The organism is Mastigocoleus testarum BC008 (assembly GCF_001456025.1).
In the GTDB taxonomy this organism is placed as follows: domain Bacteria; phylum Cyanobacteriota; class Cyanobacteriia; order Cyanobacteriales; family Nostocaceae; genus Mastigocoleus; species Mastigocoleus testarum.
Genome location: NZ_LMTZ01000095.1, coordinates 46,683 through 72,875, shown reverse-complemented (window position 1 = coordinate 72,875; position 26,193 = coordinate 46,683). Strand labels below are relative to the sequence as shown.

Genomic DNA, 26,193 nt, shown 5'->3' with positions numbered 1-26,193 from the left:
GGGGTAAACATGAAATATATAGAAGATATAATATCTTTCTTAGAAGGTCAGGGTGTTAATAATATATTAATTTTTTTGGGTTTAGCTATCATTTCTTTAATACTTGCAAGATATGTTCCTGCAATTATAAAGTTTTTCATCTCTCGTTTTGCGACATCACAAATTATGGATGTCTATGAAAAATCGGTAGATCCAATTAGTGGCTTAATTAAGATTGTAGTTGCTTTCATCTCAATTTCTTATTGGTTAGACTTTTTACTTTCTGATGAAGCATTCTATGATTTTTTTCGTGTTTTGATGGATTTAGGAATTGTTATCATTATAGCTTGGTTATTTTCACGTTTATGGAGTCAATTTCTTAGAGTTTATGGTATTCATTTTTTACGTAAACTAGGTTATGAGATTGATGACTTAGTAGTAATTGCAGAAACAGTAGTTAACATCACAATTGGTGTTATTGCTGCTTTTGCATTTGCTGGAATGAGAAAAATGAATTTAATTGCTCCTCTAACTGGTTTGGGAATTGGGGGTTTAGCAGTTGCTTTTGCAGCACAGAAAACACTAGAGCAATTATTGGGTACTTTAGTACTTTACTTAGATAGACCTTTCATTCCTGGTGAATATATCCGTATACCTTCTTCTAGTCAGTTATCGGAAGGTTTATTTGGTCGAGTGGAGTCAATTGGACTACGTTCTAGTAAAATTAGAACTGCTGCAAAAGGTACTTTGATTATCGTTCCTAATTCCACATTAGCTAATTTAGAGATTGAAAATATTACTCGTGGTAAAAAAGTAATGGTTTTACTCTATCTCGACTTTAATAAACAGTTAATAGATAAAGAACAGGCTTTAGTAAAACAAGTTATTCAGGAAAGCACCGATGCAATTACTGGAATCGATCCAGGTAGTACTAGTATTTTTATAAGTCATAGCTCAGAAACTAAAGAATCTAGAGCAAGAGTAACATTTTTCATTTTAGGATCTAGTGAAAATTCTATTGAATTACGAAAACGCTTATTAGAGATAGCAAATGAAAAAGTCTCTTTACAGTTAAAAGATTATGGAATAGAGTTTGAGATGCAAGAACCTAATATTTATGTGGAGTCACCCATCACTATTTAAAAGTTTATATCTATAAGTTCATATTGTTTACCATTACAGATAAATTGGCAGGTATGGTTGAAATACTAATAACCCATGGGGATAAAAAGTTGACTGTACCGATTGAATCTAAGATTTTACTTACTTTGTTAGACAAAGCGCAAGTGATGACCGGACTATAAGCAAGGATATTTACAAGAACTGACCGTTATTATGATATCTTACAGCGTGTCTTAAAATATAAAAAAGTAAAGATGAAAAATAAGATTGAAAGATAATTTTAATTGAATGAGATTACATCAGAATATATTCAGGTGGTCGGTCATAATATTTTTAGGGTTGAGTCTTTATAAAACTACTGTTGCTTGTAGTGAGATACTTCCAGAAACTAAACAAATCTCTCCAATTGAATTAGCTCAAGTCATTAACACAAATGCAGTACCAATAATTTTAGATGTACGCACAGCAAAAGAATATTCAGAAGGTCATATTCCAGGAGCAATAAATATTGAATATCGAGAACTACCATCTCGTTTACATGGAATCAAATCCTCAGCAAAAAAGCAAATTATAGTTTATTGCGAACGAGGTTTTAGAGCTAAAATTGCAGAACATACCCTTAAACAAGCAGGCTTTAAAAAAATCTTACACCTACAAGGAGATATGTCTGCTTGGCGAAGTAAGGGACTAGAAATAGAAAAGGACTAGAAATAGATCGCAGTATAACTTATGGTATAAAACTATTTTATTTATCTTTGCCATTTGATAGAGAGAATATTCAATATGTTTTTTTAGGATTAATCTTAGATCGAAACAAACATAGTCTAAGTATTAAACCTATGAATAACAACCAAAATTTAACTTTAGAAAATCGTCAATTAGAAGATAAACAACCACTTAATCCAGAGGAAGTTGCTCCAGAGCAAAAACAACAACAGCAGCAGGAAATAGACAGTAAAGGAAATGATTTACCCATAAATCCTGGCGATCGTATTGATGGATCGAAGAATCTAGATCAAAAAGCAAAGCAGGTAGCAGTGGATGCACCGGATATCACTGGAGACCATGTGACTGTTCCGACATATTTCGTTGTGGAAGATACAGAAGGTGATAAAGAAGCCTTGCATCACGTCAAAGATGCAGAGGAGATTTCAGACGTCATCAGACAAGCGCGCACAGACGAAAACGGTAAACGTGTTTGGGATTAAAAAAAGAAATTGCGCGAGGATTTTTCCGAAACACTATAATGTAGCGAAATTCGAAGTAGTGTAGCAATAATTAATCTAAGTTATCGATCCAAATTTCGGGTGTAGAGAAATTCTAGAAGGCTTTAGAAATTAGTTCTAGAGCTGAATTTCTCCATCTATACGAATATCTACATATACAAATAGGTAAATACATCTATCGATCGCGTTTAACCTTTTTTATTTTTTCCTCCCATAAAGCATCAATTGTGACGAAATTATATTCCCTTTCTAATAATTGAGGAATTAAGGTATTCGCTATTTCTGCAACATCCTCTCCTCCACAAAACCCATCATGTAAAACGATCGTTGAGCCTTGCTTGACTAATTTTAAAACTCTTTGTGTCACAGTCAGAACTCCAGGTCTAACCCAATCTTCCGGTACCACGCTCCACATCACCGGTCGGTAATTCCACTTTTGTAGTAGTTTTAGAGTCTTAGGTGTAAAAAAACCGTTAGGTGGACGAACATCTCGTATTTGTTGCGATCGCAATCCACAAGCACTAGAAATTGCAGTCTGAGTTTTTTCTAGACTTTGCTGAAGTTCTGTTTCTGAAAGGAATGGAAAATTATGATGAGTATAGCCATGTAAACCAATCCAATGACCCGAAGCATGAATTTTTTTAACAATATGTGGTGAACGTTCGACACACGCTCCCAATAAAAAAAAGCTTGCAGGGATTTTGTGATATTCGAGAATTTCTAAGAGTCTTGGAGTGTATTGGGGATGAGGTCCATCATCAAAAGTAAGTGCGATGTTACGGGAACTGTTATTCCCCTCCCAAAGACAATCAGGGAAGTTGGGGCGGAGAATACGGTAAATAATTGGAAATATAGGAAAAAATTGCATAATTGGGATATTTTCAAATATCAATTACTCCGAGGGCGATCGCATTTTAGGTCGGAACCAGTGCAGCTTTTATTTTGAACTTCGATCCCATTCCAGAGTCTACCGTTCGAAGTATATTTATTTTTGTAAAAATAAACATAAATACTAACCTCAGAGCATGAAGACATATATAGGGGGGCTAACTGACTCAATTTATCTAAAATATGAGAGCGTAATTTTGGTAAGTTATTTTGCCATAATTCTTCAAACTTTAGTAATGGACCAGTATCCCTAATCTAAATACTGCCTGCAAAATTGAAATAGAGTAACCATGATAGACTATTTCGAAAACAACAGTTTATCCACTTGTGCGCTGAAGTGGCGTATGGGTAAATTATTAGTTAAACCCGTGGATGAAGTTGAACAAGTCAATCTACCTGCTGTACACAGCAAACAATGGTTAGTTGAGTGTTTAAAACATTCTTCAGTAAATCTAGTTTGTATAGATCCAAAATTAGGGGGAAAAGAGGTTCTATTTTGGGCTGATGCTTGCGAACAAGCAGGTAAACCCATATATTTAAAACTGCCAGCAAATCAAAAACACAAGGGACGATTAAATTGGTTTTTTGGCTTTTTTGATTACTTTTTCAATTTAATTTTTGCCTCATTCCTAATTATAGTATTGAGTCCGGTAATGATGTTATTAGCTTTCCTCATTACTAACTCTTCAAATCAAGTATTTGTTCGTGAATGGCGTATTGACAAGCGAGGTAGGCTGTTTAGAGTTATTAAGTTTAATACGAAAGCATTAAAAACAAGCAGTATCCCCAACTTTCAAAAACCCAACCAGGATTATGGGAAATATACGTTAAATTTGATAGTTTATGATGTTTTTGCTTATCTCCCGCAGTTATTCAATGTTCTGCGTGGTGATATGACTTTAATAGAAACCGTTCCTTATCGATTTTTTACTTCATTAATGATAAAAAGACAAAAACAACAGCGATTAAATAATCTACCTCATATATTTAAAGACTGTTTGCTAAATGAAGTTAAATTTCAACAAGTTAATCTCAATATTCTTAACTCTTAGTATTTGAATAAATCATTGAAACGATTAAATACCAGTATAGTTTTAAGTTTTTTTGTAGGAGCGCTTGGCTCCTTCTTTTTTCCCAAATTGTGTATATTCTGCTGCAAAAGGAACAGAGAATGGCGAACAAAAAATGTCCTGCAAAAATATAGCTAAATACATCCTGCTATACTTTTCTCTCGACGGATAAATTTTGTAATATCTCTAGGATTGAGAATAAAAATCATTTTATTTCTCAGGGTATATCTGATGAGAATTACGAGTTTTCCATGAAGTTTGTCAAAGCTTTTTCTTGCTTCTTAGCAATTTTTATCGCTGCAGGTACGGCTTCTGCAAGGGTTTCAAAAGAAACGAATAATAATACTGCAACGTCCGATCTGCAAAGTTTGGGGACGGAAGAACTGATACGTAGTTATTGTTCTACTGATAGAAAGAATATATATAAAGAGTGGCGAGGTTCTGTTTACGCTTTTGTACCCCAGGAAAGACAACGAAAGCTTTTTAATATCATTGGAATGAATGTTGCTCGCTGTTTCCAGGATGATGGGGGAGAATGGTATCTAACATCTCGCGAGCTTACCTTTTACTTGGATCCCCAAACCAATGAAATACTAGAAAATTGGCAAAATCCTTGGACACAGGAAGTTGTACCGGTTGTTCATATAGCCAATAATCCAGTGCAAAATATTGTGAGAGGAGAGTATCCAGTTTTTATCAATGGTGAAAATGTTACTTTCGTACTCGATATTCCCCTTACCTATCCCAATGTTTTGGGGAACGATCCAAAATTTAAAAATTACAGTCCCGAGAAACTATACCAAGCTGGAGAATTTTTTAAGTTTACTGTTCCCCTGGAAGAAGCAACAGATACATCAAAAGCTACAACTGAATCATTTTCCGGTACTTGGACTCGTCTTGGACCGTGGTTACCTTGGATGAAAATGGGCGATCGCCCGGGACAACTTGTTTACAGCGCTGCATTTAGCAAATTTCGGGACTTTGAAGAAATGTCACCCGTACTTCAAAAATTAATTACTTCGCGACTTCCTGTTTATAAGAAAGCTCCCAGGTGTTTTCTTGCAGCCGAAAATGAAACATCTTGGACTTATTTTCGCAAACACTTCAACGAGTATTTAAAGGGTGCAGAATTTCCCATTCCAGAGTTTGAGGATAACAGGTCTTGTAGCTGAAGAACTGATATGATAAGCGCTTAATTACTTATGAAAAAATATGTTTGTAGTAGCGCTATGTCCTGACGGACACACTAACGCTAATAGCGCCAACATTTGTCTATTGCGCTAAAGCGCTACTACGAACCTTATTATAAGTCTTTTACCGGACATGATATGAGGAGGGGAATTGAACTAGGGAGCAGCTTGTTCTGCTAAAGCAAAAGCTCCCATAAGACCAGCTTTGTTACCTAATTTTGGAGGTAAGATATAATCTTCGATTTCATTGAGGATTTCTGGAACTTTTAAGTAACTACTAAGATGTTTCTGGACTTGAGAACGTACAAGTGGAAAAAGCTGTTTTTGATTCATGACACCACCTCCCATAATGATTTTCTGAGGTGATAAAGTGAGAACGAAATTTACTAAACCAAGAGCTAAATAGTTTGCTTCTAGAAGCCAAGCTGGATGTTCCGGTGGAAGAGAAGTTGCTTTTTTACCCCAACGCTTTTCAATTGCAAGTCCAGATGCTAATCCTTCCAAACAGTCATTGTGGAAAGGACAACAACCGGTAAAGGGATCCTCTGTTAAATTGTGAGGGATAAAAATATGTCCCATTTCAGGATGAAGCAGACCATGGATTAATTTACCATTAACCATTCCTCCTCCACCTATTCCGGTACCAACAGTAATATAGATGAAAGTATCTAATCCTTGGGCATTTCCCCAGCGATACTCACCTAAAACTGCAGCATTTACATCGGTATCAAAACCTATTGGTATCTTGAATTCGCGCCTAATTGCACCCACAAAATCAAAGTCTACCCAATTATGTTTGGGTGTATGCTTGAGATAGCCGAAAGTAGGAGAAGCAGGATTTGGATCTAAAGGTCCAAAGGAACCAATTCCAATACCTTCCAAGGTACCTTCAAGTTTTTCTTGCTGATGGAAAAAATCAATTACTTGAGGTATTGTTTCTTGTGGTGTGGTTGTTGGAATGCGAATTTCTGCACGTATATCATTAGGTTTAGTTCCTACACCACATATAAATTTTGTTCCTCCAGCTTCTATCCCTCCCCAAAGTGGCATTATTTTCTCCTCATAGAAATATAGTGCTATGCGCAATTCACTATTCAAATAAATTCACATCCACACGAAAATACTCTGCAAGAGCTTCTGCTTGTGCTTTATTGATGGTAGCGCCATTAACAATTTCCCAAACAACTTCCCTAGAACCAATTACCCCAGCTAATGCTTCTGGAGTAAGATCCCGTGCCTCCATCAGATGTATTAACATCGAATGGGGAGTACCTTGGGGTATTGGGTAATGAGTTTCTTCAAATTTCTCAATTAATGTCACCAACAGTTCCAACAGCATCTCCTTTTCTGCTGTACGATTGGGATGATGTTCTAAGCTTTGTGCTAGTTTGATAGCTTGTTCGGGTAGTAATTGTTTTTGGTTGATACTCAGCTAGCAGTTTACCGTAAGATTCAGAATTAAAAGTACGGGTAATTTTTTCATTTATCCTTATCATATTCGGCGTGAGTTAGGACATATTTAATATAAATTCTTTGAGTTTTGTAAATGATATCAACTATTAAGCGATAATTGTTTTCTTTTATATTAAACACAGTGAAGTTGCCAAAAGCAGAAGCTTTTGGATAAATAGCTTGAACTTCAATTAGATTTTTCCATTCTGCTAAAATCAAAGAAATTATTAAATAAATTACTAAAGAAATTGCCAATCTTACCCAAGCAATTCCTGGTAACATAACTGATTATGATTTGCATCCCGCTTTAAAAACAACAACACAAAAGTATTATCATCTCGAATTTGATTCCTTGTATACAAGCGTTTCAAATAACAAGCAGTTAATATCACTTAGTAGTTTTATTACTCAACCTATCCGCTACTGTGCGCAGATTTTGTTTAATGCATTAGAAAATACAAAAAAATATCAAAAGTGGCTGCGGGAAACAAATTAAACAAAGGTGGAAGTTAATCCAAAAGATTTGGAACGTTACTCGCTAGATCTATCTACAGTTGAGTTGTGCCGGTGGAAACTCAAGCATTTTTTACATTCTAAGGCGACTTGTACTTATGAAGCTCTAGACCAGGCTATGACTGGAATCATGGATTACATCATAAAAGATAATACCATCGATTGTTTCGCTCACTGCGATCTATTCGCCTGAAAATTGCTGTAATGATACTTCATCTTTGCATTTGTCATTGTAAAGGGTTTGGATAATGACTAATAACAATAAATGCTCAGAAAAACGACCGGTACACGAACGATTCGCAAATTGGTTTCAAAAACGCAAACAAAAAATCAGGCAAAAAAAAATCAGGCAAATAATAATCAAATATTCTATCATTCCCATCTGTATTACTGCTTTAGCATTTATTATGTATTTAGTAATACCAGAAGGTAACAAAAAAGACACGGAAATCAAAAAGTTCTGGGCGACAACTTTAAGAAATATTGAAGGTATAAGCATTTTTGCCGCTGTCATTCTTTATTTTATAGAAATTGATGACAGAAAACAAAGAAAACATTATGAAGCTTGGCAGGTGATCGACGCAGCTGATGGGATAAAAAGCAGTTACGCCAGAAATCAAGCTCTGCAAGATTTGAATGAAGATGCAGTTTCTCTGACAAGGGTAAATTTATCGAATACTGATTTGAAAAGCATCACTCTCAAATATGCCAATCTCAAAGAAGCGAACTTCAGTGCTACTAACCTTAGTAACGTCAACCTGAGAAAAGCCGACCTCAGATATGCCAATCTTAGAGATGCAAACCTTAGTAATGCCAATCTTTGCGGTGTCAACCTTTGTAGTGCCAACCTTTGTGGTGCAAACCTAAACTGTGCAATCATCGACTCCGAGACAAAACTCGACCGAAAATGGCACTTAGTCTGGAAAATTATTAATCAGCCAGCCGAGAAACGAAAACTCTACAGTACGGACCTTAGCGGAGCCAATTTGAGTGATGTCAATCTGGTAGAAGCCGATCTCACTAATGCCAACCTTAGCGGTACAAACCTGACTAAAGCCAACCTCAGTAGTGCCGACCTTAGTAATGTGGACCTCAGTGGTACAATCATCGACTCTGAGACAACAATCGATCAAAAATGGTATTCAGTCTGGGAAATTGTTAATCAACCAGCTGAAAGACGAAAACTCAGTAATAGCGATCTGATTCATGCCAATCTCGCTGGCGCTAACCTCAGGTATGCAAATCTCGCTGGCGCTAACCTCAGATATGCCAATCTCAAAGAAGCCGACCTAATTTATGCCGATCTCAGAGAAGCCAAGCTCACGGGTGCCGATCTCAGAGAAGCCAAGCTCACGGGTGCCGATCTCAGTAATGCCAATCTCCTAAGTGACAATGGCGATTTCAGTGGTGCCAACTTCAGTGGTGCTGATTTAAGTCATGCTAACCTCAGTAATACTAAATTTAGTGGTGCCGATCTCAGTCATACTAATCTCAGTAATGCCAAATTCAGTGGTGCAGACCTCAGTAATACTAACTTCAGTGGTGCCGATTTGAGTCATACCAACTTCAGTGGTGCTAATCTGAGCGGTACCAACTTCAGTGATGCCAATCTTAGTGGTGCTGACCTGAGTGATACAATAACCGATTCTGAAACAAAATTCGAGCAAAAATGGCATTTAGTCTGGGAAATTATTAATCAGCCAACTGAAAGACGGAATCTTACTAATACCGACCTCACTGGTGTTAACCTCAATGGTGCCAACCTAGTTAATGCCAATCTGAGTGGTACAAACCTCAGTGGTACAAACTTCACTAATGCTAATCTGAGTGGTACAAACCTCAGTGGTGCTGACCTCAGTGCTGTCAACCTCAGTGGAGCCAATCTCAGTACTGTTAACCTCAGTGGTGCCAACCTCAGCAATACATTAATCAATTCTGAGACAAAACTTGACCGGAAATGGCGCTTAGTCTGGGAAATTGTTAATCAGCCAACTGAAAAACGAAACCTTACTAATGCCGATCTTAGTAGAGCCGATCTCAGTACTTCCGACCTCAGTAGTGCCAATCTTAATGGTGCCAATCTTAATGGTGCAAATCTTAATGGTGCCAATCTTAGTGGTACCGATATTAGTGGTGCTGACCTCAGAAATACCAGCCTTAGTGGTGCCGATCTGAGCAATACAATCATCGACTCTGAGACAAAACTCGATCAAAAATGGCGCTTAGTCTGGGAGATTGTTAATCAACCAACTGAAAGACGAAACCTCAGTAGTACCGATCTCAGTGGTACAGATCTTAGCGGTACCAACCTCAGTGGTGCCGACCTGACTAATGTAAATCTCAGTTATACAAACCTTACCAATACGAATCTCAGTGGTGCCAATCTTAGTGGTGCCGATCTGAGCAATACAATCATCGACTCTGAGACAAAACTCGATCAAAAATGGCGCTTAGTCTGGGAGATTGTTAATCAACCAACTGAAAGACGAAACCTCAGTAGTACCGATCTCAGTGGTACAGATCTTAGCGGTACCAACCTCAGTGGTGCCGACCTGACTAATGTAAATCTCAGTTATACAAACCTTACCAATACGAATCTCAGTGGTGCCAATCTTAGTGGTGCCGATCTGAGCAATACAATCATCGACTCTGAGACAAAACTCGATCAAAAATGGCGCTTAGTCTGGGAAATTGTTAATCAGCCAACTGAAAAAAGAAACCTCAGTAGTACCGACCTCAGTGGAGCCAACCTCAGTGGTACTGACCTCAGTGGTACTGACCTCAGTGATGCCAATCTGATTTATGCCAAACTTAGCTATACCAATCTTAGTGGTGCCTATTTAATTCGTACCAACCTTAGTCGTGTCGACCTTAGCGGTGCCGATCTCACTCTTGCCAAGCTTAGTGGGGCCTACCTTCGTAGTACCAATATTAACAGTGCGAACCTCAGTACTGCTGACCTCAGTACTGCTGACCTCAGAAGTGCCGATCTCAGAAGTGCCGATCTCAGAAGTGCCAAACTTATCGGTGCCAATCTTAGCAGCGCTAACCTTAGTGGTGCCAATATCAACAGTGCGAACCTCAGTACTGCTGACCTCAGTACTGCTAATCTCAGTACTGCTGACCTCAGTGGAGCCGATCTTACTCTTGTCAAGCTCAGCACTGCTGACCTCACTTTTGCCAAGCTTTGCAGTGCTAAACTCAAAAATGCCAACCTGACTTATGCCAACCTCAGCAGTGCTAATCTTAACAGTGCTTACCTCAACAGTGCTGACCTCAGCAGTGCTGACCTCAGCAGTGCTGACCTCACCGATGCCAAACTCATGTACACTAATCTCAGCAGTGCTGACCTCAGCAGTGCAGATCTTAGCAGGGCCGAACTTATCGATGCCAAATTCAAAAATGCCAACTTGCTTTATACCAATCTTAGTGATGCTAACCTCAATGATGCCAAGTTCTGGGATGAAAGCTTATATGAAGCCAGAAATATAACACCAGAACAAATCAAGCAAGCCAAAAATTGGGAAAAAGCAAAATATAGTCCAGAATTTCACAAAAAACTCGGGCTACCAGTAGAAGATGGATGATGAATCGGAGGATTGAGTAGTGATTCCCATGTAGTGGTAATACAGAATTTTAGTATATTTGTTCTTATATATAGTAGATTATTCCCGTATAAACGAACTATTGTGTAAACTCTTTTATAACTTTTGCAGCAAGTTCCCAAACAACACTTAATGCATTTCTCAAGTTATGTTACAGATGATAAATAAACTAATACCAATTCAATAAATCATTGCAACAGATTCTCCAGTAGAGACGTTGCATGCAACGTCTCTACAAAATCTATCCGTCTTATTATTTTCCGAAATTGGTATAACTTGCGATCTGCACGCGCAGCTTTAGCTGCCATCACGACTAATAATGATATAAATCTGTTTGCAAATCGATCTCAACAGTCAGCAACCCAGCACTAAAGTGACTGGGCTTCCAGCCTAAAAACTGGGAGTCTCTCACGCTTCTTGTGACCGCTCTGCGGTCTAGCTGACCAGATTAAGTGCTCCGGGCACTACGTTTCAAGGAAGTGTTAAAGTTCTCACCAAGAAATGCGTAGCTAGTTTCTTGCTCTGAAATCAAGAAGTTAAATAGACCCAATGGGTTAAGTCAGTGCTTTTTGGATGTGCCGCCTTTAAACCTTATCGAAGCTAACATTACCAACGAGAAAAGCAGCAATGCAAAATTACGTATTTGTAGTCGATACCAACAAAAAACCAGTAAACCCAGTAACGCCACGTAGGGCAAGAAAATTACTGGAAAAAGGAAAAGCAGCCGTTTGGAGAAACTATCCCTTTACCATAATTCTGAAGCATGCTGTAACAGAAACTGTTCTCAAACCTTTAACAGTAAAAATCGATCCTGGTTCCCGATTTACTGGCATCGCAGTTTCAGAAGGAGAAAATGTAATCTGGGGCGCTGAAGTAGAGCATCGCGGATACCAAATTAAACAAACTTTAGAATCCAGAAGAAGTTTGAGAAGATCTCGCCGCAATAGGAAAACCCGGTATCGTAAAGCTCGGTTCGATAACCGCAAACGCTCGCCTGGCTGGATTCCTCCAAGCTTAATGCACCGAGTTTTAACAACTCAAACCTGGGTAAAACGCTTGATTATTTTCGCTCCAGTAGCAGAAATCTGGATTGAAAAAGTCAAATTTGATATGCATAAAATGCAAAATCCAGAAATATCTGGTGTGGAGTACCAGCAAGGAGATCTGCAAGGCTATGAAGTCAGGGAATATCTTTTAGAAAAGTGGGGTCGAGAATGTTCTTATTGCAGAAAGAAAGATGTACCCCTCCAAATTGAACATATCCATCCCCGCTCAAAAGGAGGCAGCAACCGAGTAAGTAATCTATGCTTAGCTTGCGAAAAATGCAACCAGAAGAAAGGGAATAAACCAGTCGAAGATTTCCTGAGAAAGAAGCCAGAACTACTGAAGAAAATCAAATCAAATGCTAATAAACCGCTAAAAGATGCCTCTGCAGTTAATTCAACTAGAAACAAGGTAGTCGAAGTTTTGTTTGGATTATTACCCGTAAAAACAGCTACCGGTGCTCAAACCAAATACAACCGAATTCGCTTAAAACTAGAAAAACAACATTGGATTGATGCCGCCTGTGTAGGTGATGTAGAAAAGTTAGTCTTAAAAACAAACCAACCACTAAGGATTAAATGCAATGGTCACGGAACTCGTCAGATGTGCGGAACGAATAAGTTTGGTTTCCCAACTAGACACCGAGGTAGGAAACAAATACATTTTGGTTTTACTACCGGCGATATCGTAAAAGCTGTCGTCACAAAAGGTAAGAAAATAGGTACATATTTTGGTAGATTATTATGCCGCAAAAGTGGAAGTTTTGATATAGCTACTAAAGCAGGTAGGGTAGCTGGTATCAGTTACAAGTTTTGTACTCCAATACATAAAAAGGATGGTTATTCCTACTCTTTTTAAAAGCAATATAAGGGGTAATAAATTACCCCGTGTCGTTTTTCCTCCCAGGGTTAAAACCACTGGGCTTCCAAACTCCCGTAAATTTCTTGTGACTTTCTGGGATTTGTTAGAGTAAGTACTATATTAAATTTTCGCTCAACTTCCTAAGTAAAGCCATCTTTGAGAGGCAAATATGCTAACAAATACCATTATCCTATCCAAGCAAATCCCCACACTGGAATATTCCTCGGCGACAGAGAGGTTTGACGAAACCTGGGAAGCTCCTTTATCAACTTTATTGGGCTTAGGACGTGCAGCAGGCGCGGACTTCGTGGAATTTTTCCTAGAGCGTGTTAATTATGTTAGCTGCCTTGCAGAGGATGACGCCATTACTAGCATTACACCACGCCTTTCCACCGGTGCTGGTGTGAGAGTATTTCGCGGTAAGGCTGATTGTTATGTCAGTACTAATAACATTTCTTTCGCTGGTTTAAAAGCTGCTTTGGAAAAAGCTTTAGATATTATGGGTCTGCAATTACCCGGACCAAATGCTTTCATTCCAGAAATTAATTTGGAATTATTTAGGGACTATAGCACCAAACGCGGTAAAGATGCCTGGTTACCTTTGTGCAGCAGCATGCAAGAGATGGGGGAAGTATTACTTGATGCAACAAGTACCCTGGGTAAAAAAGCATCCCACATTCAATCCCGACGTGCTTCATATTTCCGAGATTGGCAAGAAGTGTTAGTTGCTGCTAGCGATGGAGTTTTTGCTCGCGACATTCGCCTAACCCAATCGGTAGGATTCAATCTTCTTTGTGCTGATGGCGCTCACCGTACTTCTATCGGTCAACGCGCTGGTAACACTAGTGATCCCAAATTCTTAAAAACCTGGGATTATCAAGAAGCAGCCGACGAAATTTCAGAGTCTGCAGGTAAAATGCTTTACGCTGATTACGTAGAATCTGGCAACTATCCCATTGTGATGGCGAATCATTTTGGTGGGGTTATTTTCCACGAAGCTTGCGGACATTTATTAGAAACCACCCAAATTGAGCGGGGTACTACTCCCTTTGCAGATAAAAAAGGTGAGAAAATTGCCCACGAAAGCTTGACTGCTTGGGACGAAGGTCGTTCCGACAACGCTTTTGGTACCATCGAGATGGATGATGAAGGAATGCCAGCTCAAAGAACACTTTTAATTGAAAAGGGTGTTTTGAAGAACTTCTTAGCAGACCGGGCTGGTTCCATGCGTACCGGACATCCCAGAACAGGTAGCGGACGTCGCCAGAATTTCACTTTCGCTGCAGCTAGCCGGATGCGTAATACTTACATCGCTACCGGAGAGTACAAGAACGAAGATTTATTCGCTTCCATCGATAAGGGCATTTATTGCAAGAAAATGGGTGGTGGTAGCGTTGGTGCAACCGGTGAATTTAACTTCGGTGTAGATGAAGCTTATTTGATTGAAAATGGCAAAGTGACCAAGCCATTGAAGGGAGCAATTTTGATTGGGGAAGCAAAAGAAATTATGAATAAAATTTCTATGTGTTCCCAAGATTTATCTTTAGCTCCGGGTTTCTGCGGTTCTGTGAGCGGTAGTATTTATACAACCGTTGGACAACCCCATATCAAGGTTGATTCAATCACCGTTGGCGGACGTTAAGGATTTTTGTGTCTTTTTGTGTGTGCTGGATTGAAGATTTTCCAAAGCGGAAATATATCAATCTTAAGGGTAGACGTATTAAAGATTTTAAGGGCGCACGTCTGTGCGCCCCTACGGGTACAAAATACGGTACGAATCATTTTTGGAAACTCTCAGTAATACCGATCCAGCACACAGACATATTTTTTAGTTTTCGACTTTTATGACGTGACATTTAACGTCTCTACAACTTTTGATTTATGTCCTACGGACACGCTACGCTAATAACTTTTGACTTTTTAAACTATGGCGAGTATTAAAGAAATTGCAACTGCGGCGAAAGAAAGTGCTAGCAAACTGGGAATTAAGAAGTTTGATATTTATGGTGCGGTTACCGACCAAACTAGCGTTCAAGTAGATAAAGGCGAACCAGAACAGGTAAAAGCTTCAAATCTTTCTGGTGTAACGGTTAGGGTATGGAACGACGAAAATACCATGGGCGTTACTAGCACCACCGATGTGAATTCCAAGGGATTGGAACTAGCATTACAAACTGCTTACGAAGCAAGTTTTTTTGGTGTTAAAGAAAATGTACCTGATTTTAGTCCTGAGGCTACCGTTAAGATTGACGTTAGGCAAGAGGAAAAAGCTGAACCTGCTTCTGTTTCAGAACTGATTGAAAAACTATTAAAAGCTGAAAAGGATGTAGTTGAAGCTCATCCGGCGATTGAAAGCGTTCCATATAACCGTTTAGCGCAAAGAGGTATCGATAAGTTTTATCTCAATAGCGACGGTGCAATGAGAAGCGAATCCCATTCCTATACTTCAGTTTTCTTGTACAGTAAAACCGAAGAAGAAGGGAAAAAACCCCGGAGTGCAGGTGCTTTTAGATTGAGTAAAAGTTTGAGTGAGTTGGATCTTGATGGTTGTGTCAAAGAAACCACAGATAAAACCATCAGCCACTTAAACTACGAAAAAATCAAAACCGGTAAGTACACCGTTGTTTTTTCCCCTGATGCTTTCTTAAGCTTGCTCGGTGCTTTTTCTAATTTGTACAATGCCCAAAGTATTTTGGATAATCAAAGTTTATCGAAGGCTGACGACCTAGGAAAGGAAATAGCTTCCCCCTTACTTTCAGTCTGCGATGATTCTTTACATCCAGCAAATATTGGGGCGGAAACATTTGATGGAGAAGGAACTCCCACTCGTAAGGTTTCCTTAATTGAAAATGGAATCTTAAAAAACTTCCTTCACAGCGCGGGTACGGCGAAAAGAATGAATGCTAAGCCCACAGGAAACGCTAACATTGGGGCTAAAGTAACAGTTAGTCCTAACTTCTATCACGTTTACGCTGGCGCAACTGTAGAAAAAGAATTTAGTTTAGATACGGCGGAAAATGTTGTTTTCATTGACGATTTGCAAGCTCTCCACGCTGGAGTCAAATCCTTGCAAGGTTCTTTTTCCTTACCCTTTGATGGTTGGTTAGTGAATAAAGGTGTAAAAACCAGTATTGACTCTGCAACCGTCGCAGGAGACTTCCTCGAAGTTATGAAATCGATTGTGTTTGTCGAGAAAGAACCAGAATTAACCCCTGGAGGAGTCTGTCCCAGAATTTGGGTTGAAGGTCTTTCGATTACTGGGGAGTAGGGATTGGGGATTAGGTAATGGGTAATTGGTAATTGGTAATGGGTAATTGGTAATTGGTAATTTTTTCTCATTACTTCTTATTCATTACTTGTTACTTATTACTCATTACTGTGCGCTTACGCGCCCCGCTGCGCTAACATTACTTATTACTCATTTCTCCCAATCCCTATCCTCAAGCCAAAAACAACTTGTAGGCGGGATTTTTATTCTCATCCCAATACTGATAACCCAAAGTATCTAAAAATGCTTGCCATTCTTTCATTTCTTCTGGTGGAACCTGTATCCCAACCACAATTCGTCCGTAATCTGCACCATTATTGCGGTAGTGGAATAAACTAATATTCCAGTTGGGACTCATGGAACCAACAAACTGCATTAACGCGCCGGGACGTTCGGGAAATTCAAATCGATATAATAGCTCATTATGGGCGAGGGGCGAACGTCCGCCAACCATATGCCGTAAATGCATTTTGGTTAGTTCATCATCGGTTAAGTCAATGATTGCAAAACCATTATTTTTAATTATTTCGGCAATATTTACCCCATCAGCACGGTTTTGAATTTGGATCCCGACAAAAATTTGGGCTTCCCTCTCATGAGCGATGCGATAGTTAAATTCTGTGAGGTTACGTTTGCCGATACATTCACAAAACTTACGCAGACTTCCCGCTTCCTCTGGGATTGTTACTGCAAATATTGCTTCTCGACGTTCCCCTAATTCTGCCCTTTCGGCAACAAACCGCAAGCGGTCAAAATTCATATTTGCACCACAAGCGATCGCAACCAATGTTTTATCCTCAATTCCTTCCCGTTCTACATAGGCTTTAGCCCCTGCGATCGCTAGTGCTCCAGCTGGTTCCACAATTGACCGAGTATCTTCAAATACATCTTTAATGGCAGCGCAGGTATTATCAGTATCTACCCGAATGATGTCATCTACAAACTCTTGACACAGGCGAAAAGTCTCTTCCCCAACTTGTCGCACCGCTACACCATCGGCGAATAAACCCACCTGAGGTAAACGTACTCGACGACCCAAGCGCAAGGATTGATACATCGCATCGGCGTCAGCAGGCTCAACCCCAATAATCTTAATTTCCGGACGCAACCGTTTAACATAGGCTGCAATCCCCGAAATTAAACCACCGCCACCAATAGCAACAAAAATTGCATGAATCGGTTGCTGATACTGACGCAAAATCTCCACGCCGATTGTACCTTGTCCGGCAATTACATGGGGATCGTCAAAGGGATGGATAAAAGTTAAACCCTTTTCTGCTTCTAGTTCGCGAGCATGGACGCAAGCATCATCATAGGTATCTCCATGTAAAACAACCTCTCCACCCCGAGCTTTGACGGCATTGATTTTTACTTGGGGTGTAGTTACTGGCATCACAATAATAGCTTGCGTACCTAGTTTACTGGCTGCGAGGGCGACACCTTGGGCATGATTTCCCGCTGATGCAGCAATTACACCCTGTTTTAAGATATCTGGGGGTAGTTGTGCCATTTTGTTGTAGGCTCCCCGGAGTTTAAAAGAAAACACCGATTGCATGTCTTCTCTTTTAAGCAGAAGTTTATTATTTAAACGTTTCGATAAATTTGGGGCGTGGTCAAGGGGTGATTCTTGGGCAACATCATATACGCGAGCTGTGAGTATTTGTACGAGGTAATCGCAGAACATGGGGCGAATGAGTTGGTAGATGCCTTACGGAGTTTTATTTTACGCTAATTTGGGGACATGTTTATTCGATAATATTTTCAACTATTAAATCCTAGTTAGTTTAGCCAACTAAAAATGCTACATAATATATAGTGCTAAGGTTACTATTCATTTACACTCCCACTCATTTTGTATGATAAAAATATCTTTATTTATAAGTCCTCCTTGTGGAGAGTACAAATCACCTTTTAAATAAGTCACCGTGTTGTTTTTAACAACATTTTTAGCTTTGAAACTCCAAGATTTACCAACATAATTGTCACCACTCCAATTAGGATGGATATCGTTTGGTTTTGGACTCGACAGAATACGGGATGTACTATCATGAGGTACACAACTTGTATTTACTTTTACTGATGTTTTTGACTGTTGCTCAATTCGCCAACCAAAAACAGTTTCTTTATCTTCAAAATTGTTTGCAGTGGTAACAAATAATTTTTCTCCATCAGCATTCTTGAATTGAAAAAGACAAAGCCCTAAACCGGTACCCGAACAATCTACGATTTCGGTATATCCTTTCTTTTCAATGAAATTATTTATTGTTATTCCTCTATTAGGATTATTTACCTGTTCTTTATTAAATAATGGTTTCCAACCAGCATTTATTAGCATATTTCTAGCTTTCGCATAAGGAATATTTTGTTTGAGGTTTGGTAATTCTCGTGCAGGTGATATTTGTGATGTCAAAGCAATGATTCCAGTCGCGATCGAGCTTGCGAACAATATTTTTCTTTTCATAACTATAAGTATAAGCAGGTGTAGTTTAGTGGAATACAGTTAATGATTGTTACAAGTTAAACCAAAGTTAGCAGTTCTTCCTCATGGATATTACACACTGAACTTTTCGAAAACAAGTTATAAGATTTACGACTTACCTATAGAGTCTTTTTGCTTTACCTTATTTCTCACCTCCTGCAAAAGGAAGTAGGGTCATATTACGTCCGGCTAAACAGTTATCACATCTGTGGGGGCGAAGTAATGAGTAATGTTAGCGTAAGCGCACAGTAATAAGTAAAAGGGTTATTAGGTAATAACCACCGTCTTTTCAATAGGGTCATATAGTAACTAATTAAGCGGACTTGATATCAGACTGCATGCAATACAGTTCAGTTAAAGTTAAACCATAATTGTTTTGGGCGTGTAGAGAGGTTGCAGAGCCTGTGGCGTCGGCGTTAGCCTCTGCAAAGGTCTCTACCAAATGGTTCAGTCTTCTTATCTCAACTGTATTGGGACTGTATGCGTCTGATGGGCTATCACGGCTATAGATATTGCGTTACGTTTTTCCTGATGTCAATTTATATTTTGATTAATCCGTCGGTATAATATTTAGTTTTTTTACAGAGATTATCATCATCAGTTTCTGATGTTCGATCTGGATAAATTTTTTCTACAAATATTATGAAGATAGGGATACAATATATGACCACTCGATATACAATATCGACGATAGTTCGCAATAATTGTTAAATTTGCAAATAAAGCATGGCAATTCGAAATTGCACTGCAATATAAAATAATTAAAATCGATGCTCGAAGCAATTATTGTTTTATTTGTCAGCTTCCTTATTGCAATAACGATCTTAATAAGCCCAATTTTAGTAAAAAAAGCCAGAAAACGTCTGCAACGTCGTTCTTTTCCCCGACTTTGGAATTTTATTATTGACGACCATCTTCCCATTTATTCTTATCTTTCCCCTGGGGAACGCAAACGCCTTCAGGGACACATTCAAGTATTTTTAGCAGAAAAACAATTTATTGGTTGTGCTGGATTACATTTAACAGAAGAAATGAAACTGTTAATTGCTGCAAATGCTTGTTTGCTACTTCTTAACGAACGAGGACAATATTTTCCTCGATTGCGTTCAATTTTAATTTATCCAACTGCTTATATAGTAAAACAAACCACTGTCACCGGAAATCATATTGTTGAAGAAAGTTTAGTTGCAAGATTGGGAGAATCATGGACAACTGACCAATTAATATTATCTTGGGAGCAGGTAAAACAAGATACTTGCAACTGGGGAAATGGACATAACGTTGTATTACATGAATTTGCTCATCAGTTAGATCAAGAAGATGGTCAAGCTGAAGGGGTTCCAATTTTGCGACGGAAATCAGACTACTCCACCTGGTCTAAGGTGATGACCGCAGAATACAAGCAACTGTGTGAAGACGTTCAGAAAGGAGTAGATACAGTATTAGATAGATATGGTGTAACTAACCCTGCAGAATTTTTTGCTGTAGCAACTGAAACTTTTTTTGAAAAACCACAGGAATTAATCAAAAAACGTCCGGCTCTTTATCGTTTATTACAAGGTTATTATAGGCTAGATCCTAAGCGTTGGGTTCAACAGTCTTCAAAATCAACTTTATCGTAGATATCTGCAAGCGTTATTCTAAAGGGAATTGAATCTAAGGAAATTGAATTTAAAGTAACTGTTTCATTCACATCATAATATTCTGAAAAAGTCCAGCTGTTTTGACCTGTCTTAAAATATTGCTCGACATACATCGTATATTGGTCAATGAGGAGATATTCAACAAAGCCAGGAATTGTTCGATAAGCCAAAAACTTCTTATCTTTGTCGTAGTTTCTAGTGGAATCTGATAGAACTTCAGCAATTATTAACGGGTTGGTGACTGTATCTCGCCGTCCCGATTGTAATTGCAAATCACCTTGAACTACCATCACATCAGGATAAGTATAAATCTGTTTTTTTGGAATCCAAACTCGTTGATCTGTGACGAAAACTCGATAGGGTTGACGTTTAAGTGCAAAATTTAGAGTACCACTAAGGTTGAGAGCAATTTGATTATGATTTGGGGTTCCACCAGTCACAGGAACAACCTCACCACCAATATATTCATGACGTTCTTCTGAGTTTACTTCATATTCGAGGTATTCTTCGGGCGTATAAAGTTTTTTCTCTTCAGCTTGCGTCATCATGCGATTTGAACCCTCAAGGCTTTTTTGGTGGGATAAGTAAATAATCTTGTCTTGATTCCACTATTTTAATTAATTTCAAGGAAGTGTTATATCATGTCCGGCAAAACGCTTGTAATAAGTTTCGTAGTAGCGTTTTAGCGCGATAGACAAATATTGGGGCTAAAGCGCTGCTACAAATATATTTTTTCATAAGTAATTAAGCGAACATCATATTAGTCAGCTTGGAGAGTTGATTGAAAAACTCGCAGAATTTGGTAGCGGTGGTATGGGAAGTAACTCATGCAGATTTTTCCCACGAGACAGATTTGCTAAGAAATATTTGGTGAAAGATGTGAATTTACAGCATTTAATAATTGTTCAATGGTATAAGGCTTCAACAAAAAAGTTTTAATATTGGGGGGGAAAGTTTTTCCAGGGTCCGCAGGAAGTCCACTGGTAGGAATGACCTTAACATGGGGGTTAATCTTATGAATAGCGCGGATAGTTGTTAATCCATCCATATTCGGCATCATAAGATCCATGAGAACAAGGCTGATTTCCTTTTTGTGTTCGGCATAGATGGTAATCGCTTCAATTCCATCCTTGGCAAGAAGAGTTTTATAGTTATAGTTTTGTAAAGAAGTTTTTGTAGTCTGTCGAATAATTTCTTCATCATCTACAATCAGAATCAACTCACCGTTGCCCTTTGGCAGTAGATTCTCTGATGAGTTTTGCAAGCAAGGTGTTCCTTCTACAGCTGGTAAAAACACCTCAAATTGGGTACCCTTTCCCAGTTGACTATCAACTTTGACAAAGCCACCATGACTTTTGACAATACCTTCTACAGTAGCCAGTCCCAGTCCTTTACCTTTACCAAATTCTTTAGTAGTGAAAAAAGGGTCGAAAATTCGCTTTGTTAGGTGTGGTGGAATACCGACTCCGGTGTCAGAAATTGTAACGATAACATAGGAACCAACCTTGGCTTGCCAATTCATGCGGGCATAATTTTCATCTAGGTAGCGATTTTGCGCCTTTATGGTTAAATTTCCGCCATTAGGCATTGCATCCTGTGCATTGATCAAAACATTCATGAATACTTGATGAATTTGGGTACTATCAGCCAAAATTAGCCCCAGTTTCTTTTTTGGAATTTGTTTGGATATATCTATGGTTTTGGGGAAGGTACTTTGAGCAATACTAATTACTTCTTCAAGCAAGTATTCTAATTGGATGGTAACTTGCTTACCCTCTGTTCCCCGATTGAAATAAAGAAGTTGCTTAACTAAATCAGCCCCGCGCCTTGCACTATTCTCAACCATTGTCAAGAGCTGTTGAGTGTTTTGATCGATATTGGAGAATCTAAGGGGAAGCAATTGAGCAATGGTAAGAATAGGGGTAAGAAGATTGTTGAAGTCATGGGCAATGCCAGTAGCCAAAGTACCAATGGTTTCTAAGCGCTGGGAATGGTAGAACTGTTGCTCCAATTTTTTCTTTTCGGTGATGTCGCTGTTAACAGCAAGAATAGATTTGGGTTGCCCAGATTCATCCCGCACTAGAGTCCAGCGACTAACAACTATAATTTCTTGACCATTTTTAGTAACTTGTTTTAGCTCACCTTGCCAGAAACCTCGATCTAGAACAAGACTAAGACCTTGAGCGAGTTGAGAAGAAGATTCGGTATGAAACAACTCATGGGCAGTTTTGCCAATAGCTTCTGTAGCAGTCCAACCATATAAGCGTTGAGCTCCTTCACTCCAAAATAAGACGCAATTGTCTAAATCTCGGACAAAAATTGCATCGGTAGCGATATCAATTAAAGCGGCTTGTTGAGCAATTTTCTGCTCGGTGAGTTTGCGTTGGCTAATATCAATCAACAACCCATCCCAGGCATCTCCTTGGGATGTTTTTTGCGCCTGGGAATTGCCCTCAATCCACTTCAATATTCCCGATGGGGTTGTGATTCGTCCTTGCCAGTGCCAGGGTAAAAAGTTTTCAACAGCATGAGTTACAGAAGTCAAGAAAGATGGTAAATCTTCTGGGTGAATCAAATTTATGAATGTATCGGCATCCTCGACAATCTTCTGTGGCGCTAATTCTAGCAATTGGTAGGAATGTTCACTGACATAGGTAAAATGATGTGGGCACTCTGGGGTATTAGGAAAGTAGCGGTAGACCATCCCTGGCATATTGGTAACCAATGCCTCAAATTTGGTTTGGCTTACCTGGAGCTTTGATTCAGCTTGCTTGAGAGTGGTAATATCCCGTCCTTCTAAAATTAGCATCACAACTTTACCTTCTGAATCAAAAAAGGGCTTGAGGGAAAAATCTACAAAAGCAAATGTTCCCGAAGTCCAAATATGTTTGGATTCAAAACGCACTAATTCACCTTTGGCGGCTTTGGCGATCGCTTGTTGCAATTGCTGCTGCTGTTGGGGAAAATCAGCCCACCAGGGGATTTTGTAAAAAGGTTGTCCAATTACATCCGAGCGCTGAGCAGCAATAGCATTTAATGCAGTTTGATTCGCTTCGATCGCAATTCCCTCAGGACTTAGCAGCACCATAAATTCAAATGTACTATCAAAAATCGCTCGAAATTTATGTTTGTTCTGCTGTAGAGCAATTTCTGCTTGTTGTTGGATTTGGTCTTGAGTAACTAAACCAAGCAATTGACCTTGGCGATCCAGTAGCGTTAAGTAAGGAACCTGTGAAGAGTGCATTAAAGATAAGGCGGTGAAAATATTTTCACAACCAGTAAGGGTCAGACTAGTAACTGGCTTTGTATTCACCTCTTTAATCTTGATCTGGGATAAATTTTTTCCTGCCCCAATTAGCTTGACTATATCTGGTGCTGTGAATACCCCTACTAACTTCATCCCATCGGCAACTAAAACACAACTGCAATCTCCCTGGTTCATTAAGGTGATTGCCTCAAAAACGGATGTATCTGGTGTCACTTTTAAAGGAGTGCGATAACGCTTAGCTGTAGTAGCATCAACAATCTGTTCCAAGGTTGGCCAATTTTCGAAGGAGTTGCTTTCCATAATTAAGGAGGCAATTGGACTGGATGTTTTAATGTGTAAGCATTATAAAATTATTGATATAAATTTAAAGTAACATTTTGCTTTTAGGCAGAGTTATACTCACAATATCAAGGGTTTGTCTGTTTGTTTATTTCCAGATTTAAAACAAAAAAGTGAGGAATTTGTGAGGAGTACAATTCAATCTGTATCGTATAAGATAGTGTAAATCAACTATACAATTAACATAAATTGCCTATTAAACGTAGCATTCAGGTGCACTAGTGAGGCGTACAAATTAGGATATCGTCACTTTTATTCGAGATAATTTAGTTTTATTGTCTTGAGACAAATAAATTTATCGTAACAATTTAAAACTCGTTTTTGATTAACAAAATATCTGGTTTTTCATCTCACGAACCTGTGGTACGATAGCAGGTTTATGATTTATATGATGTCCGCTTAATTACTTATGAAAAAATATGTTTGTAGTAGCGCTTTAGCGCCAATGTTTGTCTATCGCGCTAAAGCGCTACTACTAACCTTATTACAAGTGTTTTACCGGACATGATATTACCATCAGATTTTGATACTGCAAGCAAAATATTTATTAATAAATCAATTGTTGATCGGTAGGGGAATTTGCCACAACACTTTGGATTGGTACAACTTTGGATTAATATACCAATAATTTTGTTATACACCCCTTTCAAGTTAATGGATACTTGAGGCAGTGTATTATTTTACGAAAAAATTTACATTCTTGCTATAAATTATTAAGAATTACACGGTTAACCCGCATCAATCCTCTTAACTACATTGCTGTATAATTAAATAATATGCTTTATTTTGTGCGTTCCAGTTTTGCAGTGAAATATCTGGTGTGTGAATTAATTTACTGCACTTATTGGGCTGAAATCCTAATTATGCTTGTCTCATTAATTTATGCTTTATTTGAAAAACAACAAAAAGCTAACCTTATTAATATTTAATTGTTAAATATCGTTCCATAATAAAGCCATTGGACTCATGCCAAGAAATCACCCAGGCAAGCATAATAGCTGATTTTTTTAAGTACTTAATATAAGTAAAATAAATCCATCAATTTTGTAGAGGTTCTTTAATGACAATGCAAAATCAAGAGCGAGAAGCCAACCTATGGGCAATGTTTCTACATTTGTCATTATTAGGTGGTTATATAATTCCATTTGGAGGATTTATTGCACCAGTAATCATCTGGCAACTCAAAAAAGATGAATTACCAATCTTAGATATTCATGGCAAAATGGCTGTTAATTGGTTAATCTCATCATTAATTTATGGTGCAATATTTTCTTGTTTAACTATTGTATTCATTGGAATACCGCTACTAGCTCTTTTGGGAGTACTTGGAGTTCTTTTCCCAATTATTGCTGGGATAAAAGCAAATAACAGTGAATTTTGGAAATATCCCTTTTCTCTCACTATTCTTAAATGAATTCTTAAATGAAATGATCGTCAAAACTCTTGAAGTCTTGCTTGAGATCTTCCGTAAAATAGTTTTATCCCCAATGAACTCGATATCCTTATATTAACGATTTCCAGCTTGGAACTTGCTTATGAAATTTAGCCAGGAATTTTTAGATACCCTAAAGACTTTATTGCTAAATCAAAATTTCCTGGATAGAGTAATCTTTTTAATACTTACAGCGGGAGTAAGTGGTCTTTTTATTCCTCATGTTCTCAAGGGAATTGATGCAAGGAAGCTCCGAGCAAAAATGGAGTATGAGGCAGACTTAAAACGATCAGCCAATATAGTTGATGCACAAATAAATCTTTTGGAGAACATTTCTAAGTCACTATGGGAACTGCAACTTCTAGCTCTTGCAGTTTGCTACTATAAAGTTCACTCGAACTCAGAGAAATATATAGCCGCAGTAGAAAATTATGACGTGAAATCATGGGACTTATTTAGTAATATTAGACTTGAGATTAGTAAGGCTGCGCGTTTAGTATCAAACGACCTATACAATCAGCTGTTGTGTTTCTTTGAAGAAAATCTTATCAAGAGAATTGATGAAACATTAATGCCTTTGATCGAAAAAGGAGATGATACTTTATCCCAGGAATGGGAAAAACAGTATGATTTTTTGCTTTATAAACTACCGATTGAAATTGATGAAATAGTTATAACGCCTTTGGCTGAAGAGCTAAAGCTTTCATCCCCTCAAAAAAATAAGCCAAAGAGTAGGCGTTAAGTAGGAATCTATTGTTGTGTCAACATATTTTATTCTCATATCAAACTGGAAAGTTCAGTTTGTTTTAGCCTA

21 protein-coding genes are annotated in these 26,193 nt (G+C 38.4%); 13 read left to right on the top strand and 8 right to left on the bottom strand.

From position 1 onward, the window contains the following. Positions 1 to 9: 9 nt before the first annotated feature. The 3 genes from BC008_RS19960 to BC008_RS19950 all read left to right on the top strand — a co-directional run bounded on the left by BC008_RS19960 (position 10) and on the right by BC008_RS19950 (position 2,309). Positions 10 to 1,122 carry a mechanosensitive ion channel family protein gene (locus BC008_RS19960; protein WP_027844664.1) on the top strand — a complete coding sequence of 371 codons (1,113 nt, stop codon included), beginning with the start codon at positions 10 to 12 and terminating at the stop codon, positions 1,120 to 1,122. 267 nt (positions 1,123 to 1,389) lie between these two features. Beyond that, a complete protein-coding gene (locus BC008_RS19955) occupies positions 1,390 to 1,809 on the top strand; it encodes a rhodanese-like domain-containing protein (RefSeq protein ID WP_036266525.1) in 420 nt (139 codons plus the stop codon). Positions 1,810 to 1,940: 131 nt separating this feature from the next. Beyond that, positions 1,941 to 2,309, top strand: a complete 369-nt coding sequence (locus BC008_RS19950; RefSeq protein WP_036266521.1) for a hypothetical protein — start codon at positions 1,941 to 1,943, stop codon at positions 2,307 to 2,309. A 193-nt stretch (positions 2,310 to 2,502) separates the two neighbouring features. Here the strand turns inward: BC008_RS19950 and BC008_RS19945 are convergent, their stop codons facing one another. Continuing rightward, positions 2,503 to 3,195, bottom strand: a complete 693-nt coding sequence (locus tag BC008_RS19945) for a polysaccharide deacetylase family protein (protein ID WP_027844662.1) — start codon at positions 3,193 to 3,195, stop codon at positions 2,503 to 2,505. Positions 3,196 to 3,505: 310 nt separating this feature from the next. On the opposite strand from BC008_RS19945, the gene hepC reads away from it, so the two are divergent. Together hepC and BC008_RS19935 are read left to right on the top strand one after the other, a co-directional pair. Beyond that, positions 3,506 to 4,267, top strand: a complete 762-nt coding sequence (gene hepC / locus BC008_RS19940) for a heterocyst development glycosyltransferase HepC (RefSeq protein WP_082650584.1) — start codon at positions 3,506 to 3,508, stop codon at positions 4,265 to 4,267. Between the two features lie 269 nt (positions 4,268 to 4,536). Further along, complete coding sequence (locus BC008_RS19935; protein WP_058183783.1) at positions 4,537 to 5,457, top strand: DUF1838 domain-containing protein; 921 nt, start codon at positions 4,537 to 4,539, stop codon at positions 5,455 to 5,457. Between the two features lie 174 nt (positions 5,458 to 5,631). On the opposite strand, the gene BC008_RS19930 is transcribed toward BC008_RS19935, so the two are convergent. The 3 genes from BC008_RS19930 to BC008_RS19920 all read right to left on the bottom strand — a co-directional run bounded on the left by BC008_RS19930 (position 5,632) and on the right by BC008_RS19920 (position 7,209). Then, positions 5,632 to 6,525 (bottom strand): ROK family protein, encoded by an 894-nt coding sequence (locus BC008_RS19930; protein ID WP_027844660.1) that lies wholly within the window; start codon positions 6,523 to 6,525, stop codon positions 5,632 to 5,634. Between the two features lie 40 nt (positions 6,526 to 6,565). Beyond that, positions 6,566 to 6,814, bottom strand: a complete 249-nt coding sequence (locus tag BC008_RS51415) for a helix-turn-helix domain-containing protein (protein ID WP_235595894.1) — start codon at positions 6,812 to 6,814, stop codon at positions 6,566 to 6,568. Between the two features lie 140 nt (positions 6,815 to 6,954). Continuing rightward, positions 6,955 to 7,209 carry a type II toxin-antitoxin system HigB family toxin gene (locus BC008_RS19920; protein ID WP_082650583.1) on the bottom strand — a complete coding sequence of 85 codons (255 nt, stop codon included), beginning with the start codon at positions 7,207 to 7,209 and terminating at the stop codon, positions 6,955 to 6,957. Between the two features lie 220 nt (positions 7,210 to 7,429). Between BC008_RS19920 and BC008_RS48475 the strand changes: the two genes are divergently transcribed. From BC008_RS48475 to BC008_RS19900, 5 genes are all read left to right on the top strand, one after another. Beyond that, the gene (locus BC008_RS48475; RefSeq protein ID WP_153009626.1) at positions 7,430 to 7,633 is read left to right on the top strand and encodes a hypothetical protein; all 204 of its coding nucleotides are present in this window, start codon (positions 7,430 to 7,432) and stop codon (positions 7,631 to 7,633) included. A gap of 55 nt (positions 7,634 to 7,688) precedes the next feature. After that, the gene (locus BC008_RS19915) at positions 7,689 to 11,027 is read left to right on the top strand and encodes a pentapeptide repeat-containing protein (RefSeq protein WP_058183782.1); all 3,339 of its coding nucleotides are present in this window, start codon (positions 7,689 to 7,691) and stop codon (positions 11,025 to 11,027) included. Between the two features lie 645 nt (positions 11,028 to 11,672). After that, positions 11,673 to 12,947 (top strand): RNA-guided endonuclease IscB, encoded by a 1,275-nt coding sequence (iscB, locus tag BC008_RS19910; protein ID WP_027846519.1) that lies wholly within the window; start codon positions 11,673 to 11,675, stop codon positions 12,945 to 12,947. Between the two features lie 172 nt (positions 12,948 to 13,119). Further along, positions 13,120 to 14,592, top strand: coding sequence for a TldD/PmbA family protein (locus BC008_RS19905; RefSeq protein WP_027846518.1), 1,473 nt, complete (start codon positions 13,120 to 13,122; stop codon positions 14,590 to 14,592). 285 nt (positions 14,593 to 14,877) lie between these two features. After that, on the top strand, positions 14,878 to 16,218 hold the full coding sequence (locus BC008_RS19900) for a TldD/PmbA family protein (RefSeq protein ID WP_027846517.1): 1,341 nt from the start codon (positions 14,878 to 14,880) through the stop codon (positions 16,216 to 16,218). Positions 16,219 to 16,390: 172 nt separating this feature from the next. Here BC008_RS19900 and ilvA read toward each other — a convergent pair whose 3' ends face one another. Continuing rightward, entirely contained in the window at positions 16,391 to 17,902 is a 1,512-nt protein-coding gene (gene ilvA / locus BC008_RS19895; protein ID WP_027845822.1) for a threonine ammonia-lyase, biosynthetic, read from the bottom strand. 147 nt (positions 17,903 to 18,049) lie between these two features. Then, complete coding sequence (locus BC008_RS19890; RefSeq protein WP_058183781.1) at positions 18,050 to 18,679, bottom strand: hypothetical protein; 630 nt, start codon at positions 18,677 to 18,679, stop codon at positions 18,050 to 18,052. Between the two features lie 788 nt (positions 18,680 to 19,467). Between BC008_RS19890 and BC008_RS19885 the strand changes: the two genes are divergently transcribed. Further along, positions 19,468 to 20,319 carry a M90 family metallopeptidase gene (locus BC008_RS19885; protein WP_027845823.1) on the top strand — a complete coding sequence of 284 codons (852 nt, stop codon included), beginning with the start codon at positions 19,468 to 19,470 and terminating at the stop codon, positions 20,317 to 20,319. Here the strand turns inward: BC008_RS19885 and BC008_RS19880 are convergent. After that, on the bottom strand, positions 20,289 to 20,885 hold the full coding sequence (locus BC008_RS19880; protein ID WP_036267595.1) for a Uma2 family endonuclease: 597 nt from the start codon (positions 20,883 to 20,885) through the stop codon (positions 20,289 to 20,291). The genes BC008_RS19885 and BC008_RS19880 overlap by 31 nt on opposite strands. A gap of 311 nt (positions 20,886 to 21,196) precedes the next feature. Then, on the bottom strand, positions 21,197 to 23,908 hold the full coding sequence (locus BC008_RS19875; protein ID WP_058183780.1) for a PAS domain S-box protein: 2,712 nt from the start codon (positions 23,906 to 23,908) through the stop codon (positions 21,197 to 21,199). A gap of 1,099 nt (positions 23,909 to 25,007) precedes the next feature. On the opposite strand from BC008_RS19875, the gene BC008_RS19870 reads away from it, so the two are divergent. Continuing rightward, a complete protein-coding gene (locus BC008_RS19870; protein WP_153009625.1) occupies positions 25,008 to 25,361 on the top strand; it encodes a DUF4870 domain-containing protein in 354 nt (117 codons plus the stop codon). Between the two features lie 121 nt (positions 25,362 to 25,482). Then, positions 25,483 to 26,121 (top strand): hypothetical protein, encoded by a 639-nt coding sequence (locus BC008_RS19865; RefSeq protein ID WP_027846047.1) that lies wholly within the window; start codon positions 25,483 to 25,485, stop codon positions 26,119 to 26,121. The last annotated feature ends 72 nt before the right edge of the window (positions 26,122 to 26,193 follow it).

What these genes read in the sequence shown, in the direction of transcription:
- BC008_RS19875 (WP_058183780.1), bottom strand. Translation starts at nt 23,908, where the DNA reads ATGGAAAGCAACTCCTTCGAAAATTGGCCAACCTTGGAACAGATTGTT.
- BC008_RS19905 (WP_027846518.1), top strand. Translation starts at nt 13,120, where the DNA reads ATGCTAACAAATACCATTATCCTATCCAAGCAAATCCCCACACTGGAA.
- BC008_RS19865 (WP_027846047.1), top strand. Translation starts at nt 25,483, where the DNA reads ATGAAATTTAGCCAGGAATTTTTAGATACCCTAAAGACTTTATTGCTA.
- BC008_RS19890 (WP_058183781.1), bottom strand. Translation starts at nt 18,679, where the DNA reads ATGAAAAGAAAAATATTGTTCGCAAGCTCGATCGCGACTGGAATCATT.
- BC008_RS19955 (WP_036266525.1), top strand. Translation starts at nt 1,390, where the DNA reads ATGAGATTACATCAGAATATATTCAGGTGGTCGGTCATAATATTTTTA.
- BC008_RS19920 (WP_082650583.1), bottom strand. Translation starts at nt 7,209, where the DNA reads ATGTTACCAGGAATTGCTTGGGTAAGATTGGCAATTTCTTTAGTAATT.
- BC008_RS19935 (WP_058183783.1), top strand. Translation starts at nt 4,537, where the DNA reads ATGAAGTTTGTCAAAGCTTTTTCTTGCTTCTTAGCAATTTTTATCGCT.
- BC008_RS19885 (WP_027845823.1), top strand. Translation starts at nt 19,468, where the DNA reads ATGCTCGAAGCAATTATTGTTTTATTTGTCAGCTTCCTTATTGCAATA.
- BC008_RS19870 (WP_153009625.1), top strand. Translation starts at nt 25,008, where the DNA reads ATGACAATGCAAAATCAAGAGCGAGAAGCCAACCTATGGGCAATGTTT.
- BC008_RS19915 (WP_058183782.1), top strand. Translation starts at nt 7,689, where the DNA reads ATGACTAATAACAATAAATGCTCAGAAAAACGACCGGTACACGAACGA.
- ilvA (WP_027845822.1), bottom strand. Translation starts at nt 17,902, where the DNA reads ATGTTCTGCGATTACCTCGTACAAATACTCACAGCTCGCGTATATGAT.
- BC008_RS19960 (WP_027844664.1), top strand. Translation starts at nt 10, where the DNA reads ATGAAATATATAGAAGATATAATATCTTTCTTAGAAGGTCAGGGTGTT.
- BC008_RS19945 (WP_027844662.1), bottom strand. Translation starts at nt 3,195, where the DNA reads ATGCAATTTTTTCCTATATTTCCAATTATTTACCGTATTCTCCGCCCC.
- hepC (WP_082650584.1), top strand. Translation starts at nt 3,506, where the DNA reads ATGATAGACTATTTCGAAAACAACAGTTTATCCACTTGTGCGCTGAAG.
- BC008_RS19880 (WP_036267595.1), bottom strand. Translation starts at nt 20,885, where the DNA reads ATGACGCAAGCTGAAGAGAAAAAACTTTATACGCCCGAAGAATACCTC.
- BC008_RS19930 (WP_027844660.1), bottom strand. Translation starts at nt 6,525, where the DNA reads ATGCCACTTTGGGGAGGGATAGAAGCTGGAGGAACAAAATTTATATGT.
- iscB (WP_027846519.1), top strand. Translation starts at nt 11,673, where the DNA reads ATGCAAAATTACGTATTTGTAGTCGATACCAACAAAAAACCAGTAAAC.
- BC008_RS19950 (WP_036266521.1), top strand. Translation starts at nt 1,941, where the DNA reads ATGAATAACAACCAAAATTTAACTTTAGAAAATCGTCAATTAGAAGAT.
- BC008_RS19900 (WP_027846517.1), top strand. Translation starts at nt 14,878, where the DNA reads ATGGCGAGTATTAAAGAAATTGCAACTGCGGCGAAAGAAAGTGCTAGC.
- BC008_RS51415 (WP_235595894.1), bottom strand. Translation starts at nt 6,814, where the DNA reads ATGCTGTTGGAACTGTTGGTGACATTAATTGAGAAATTTGAAGAAACT.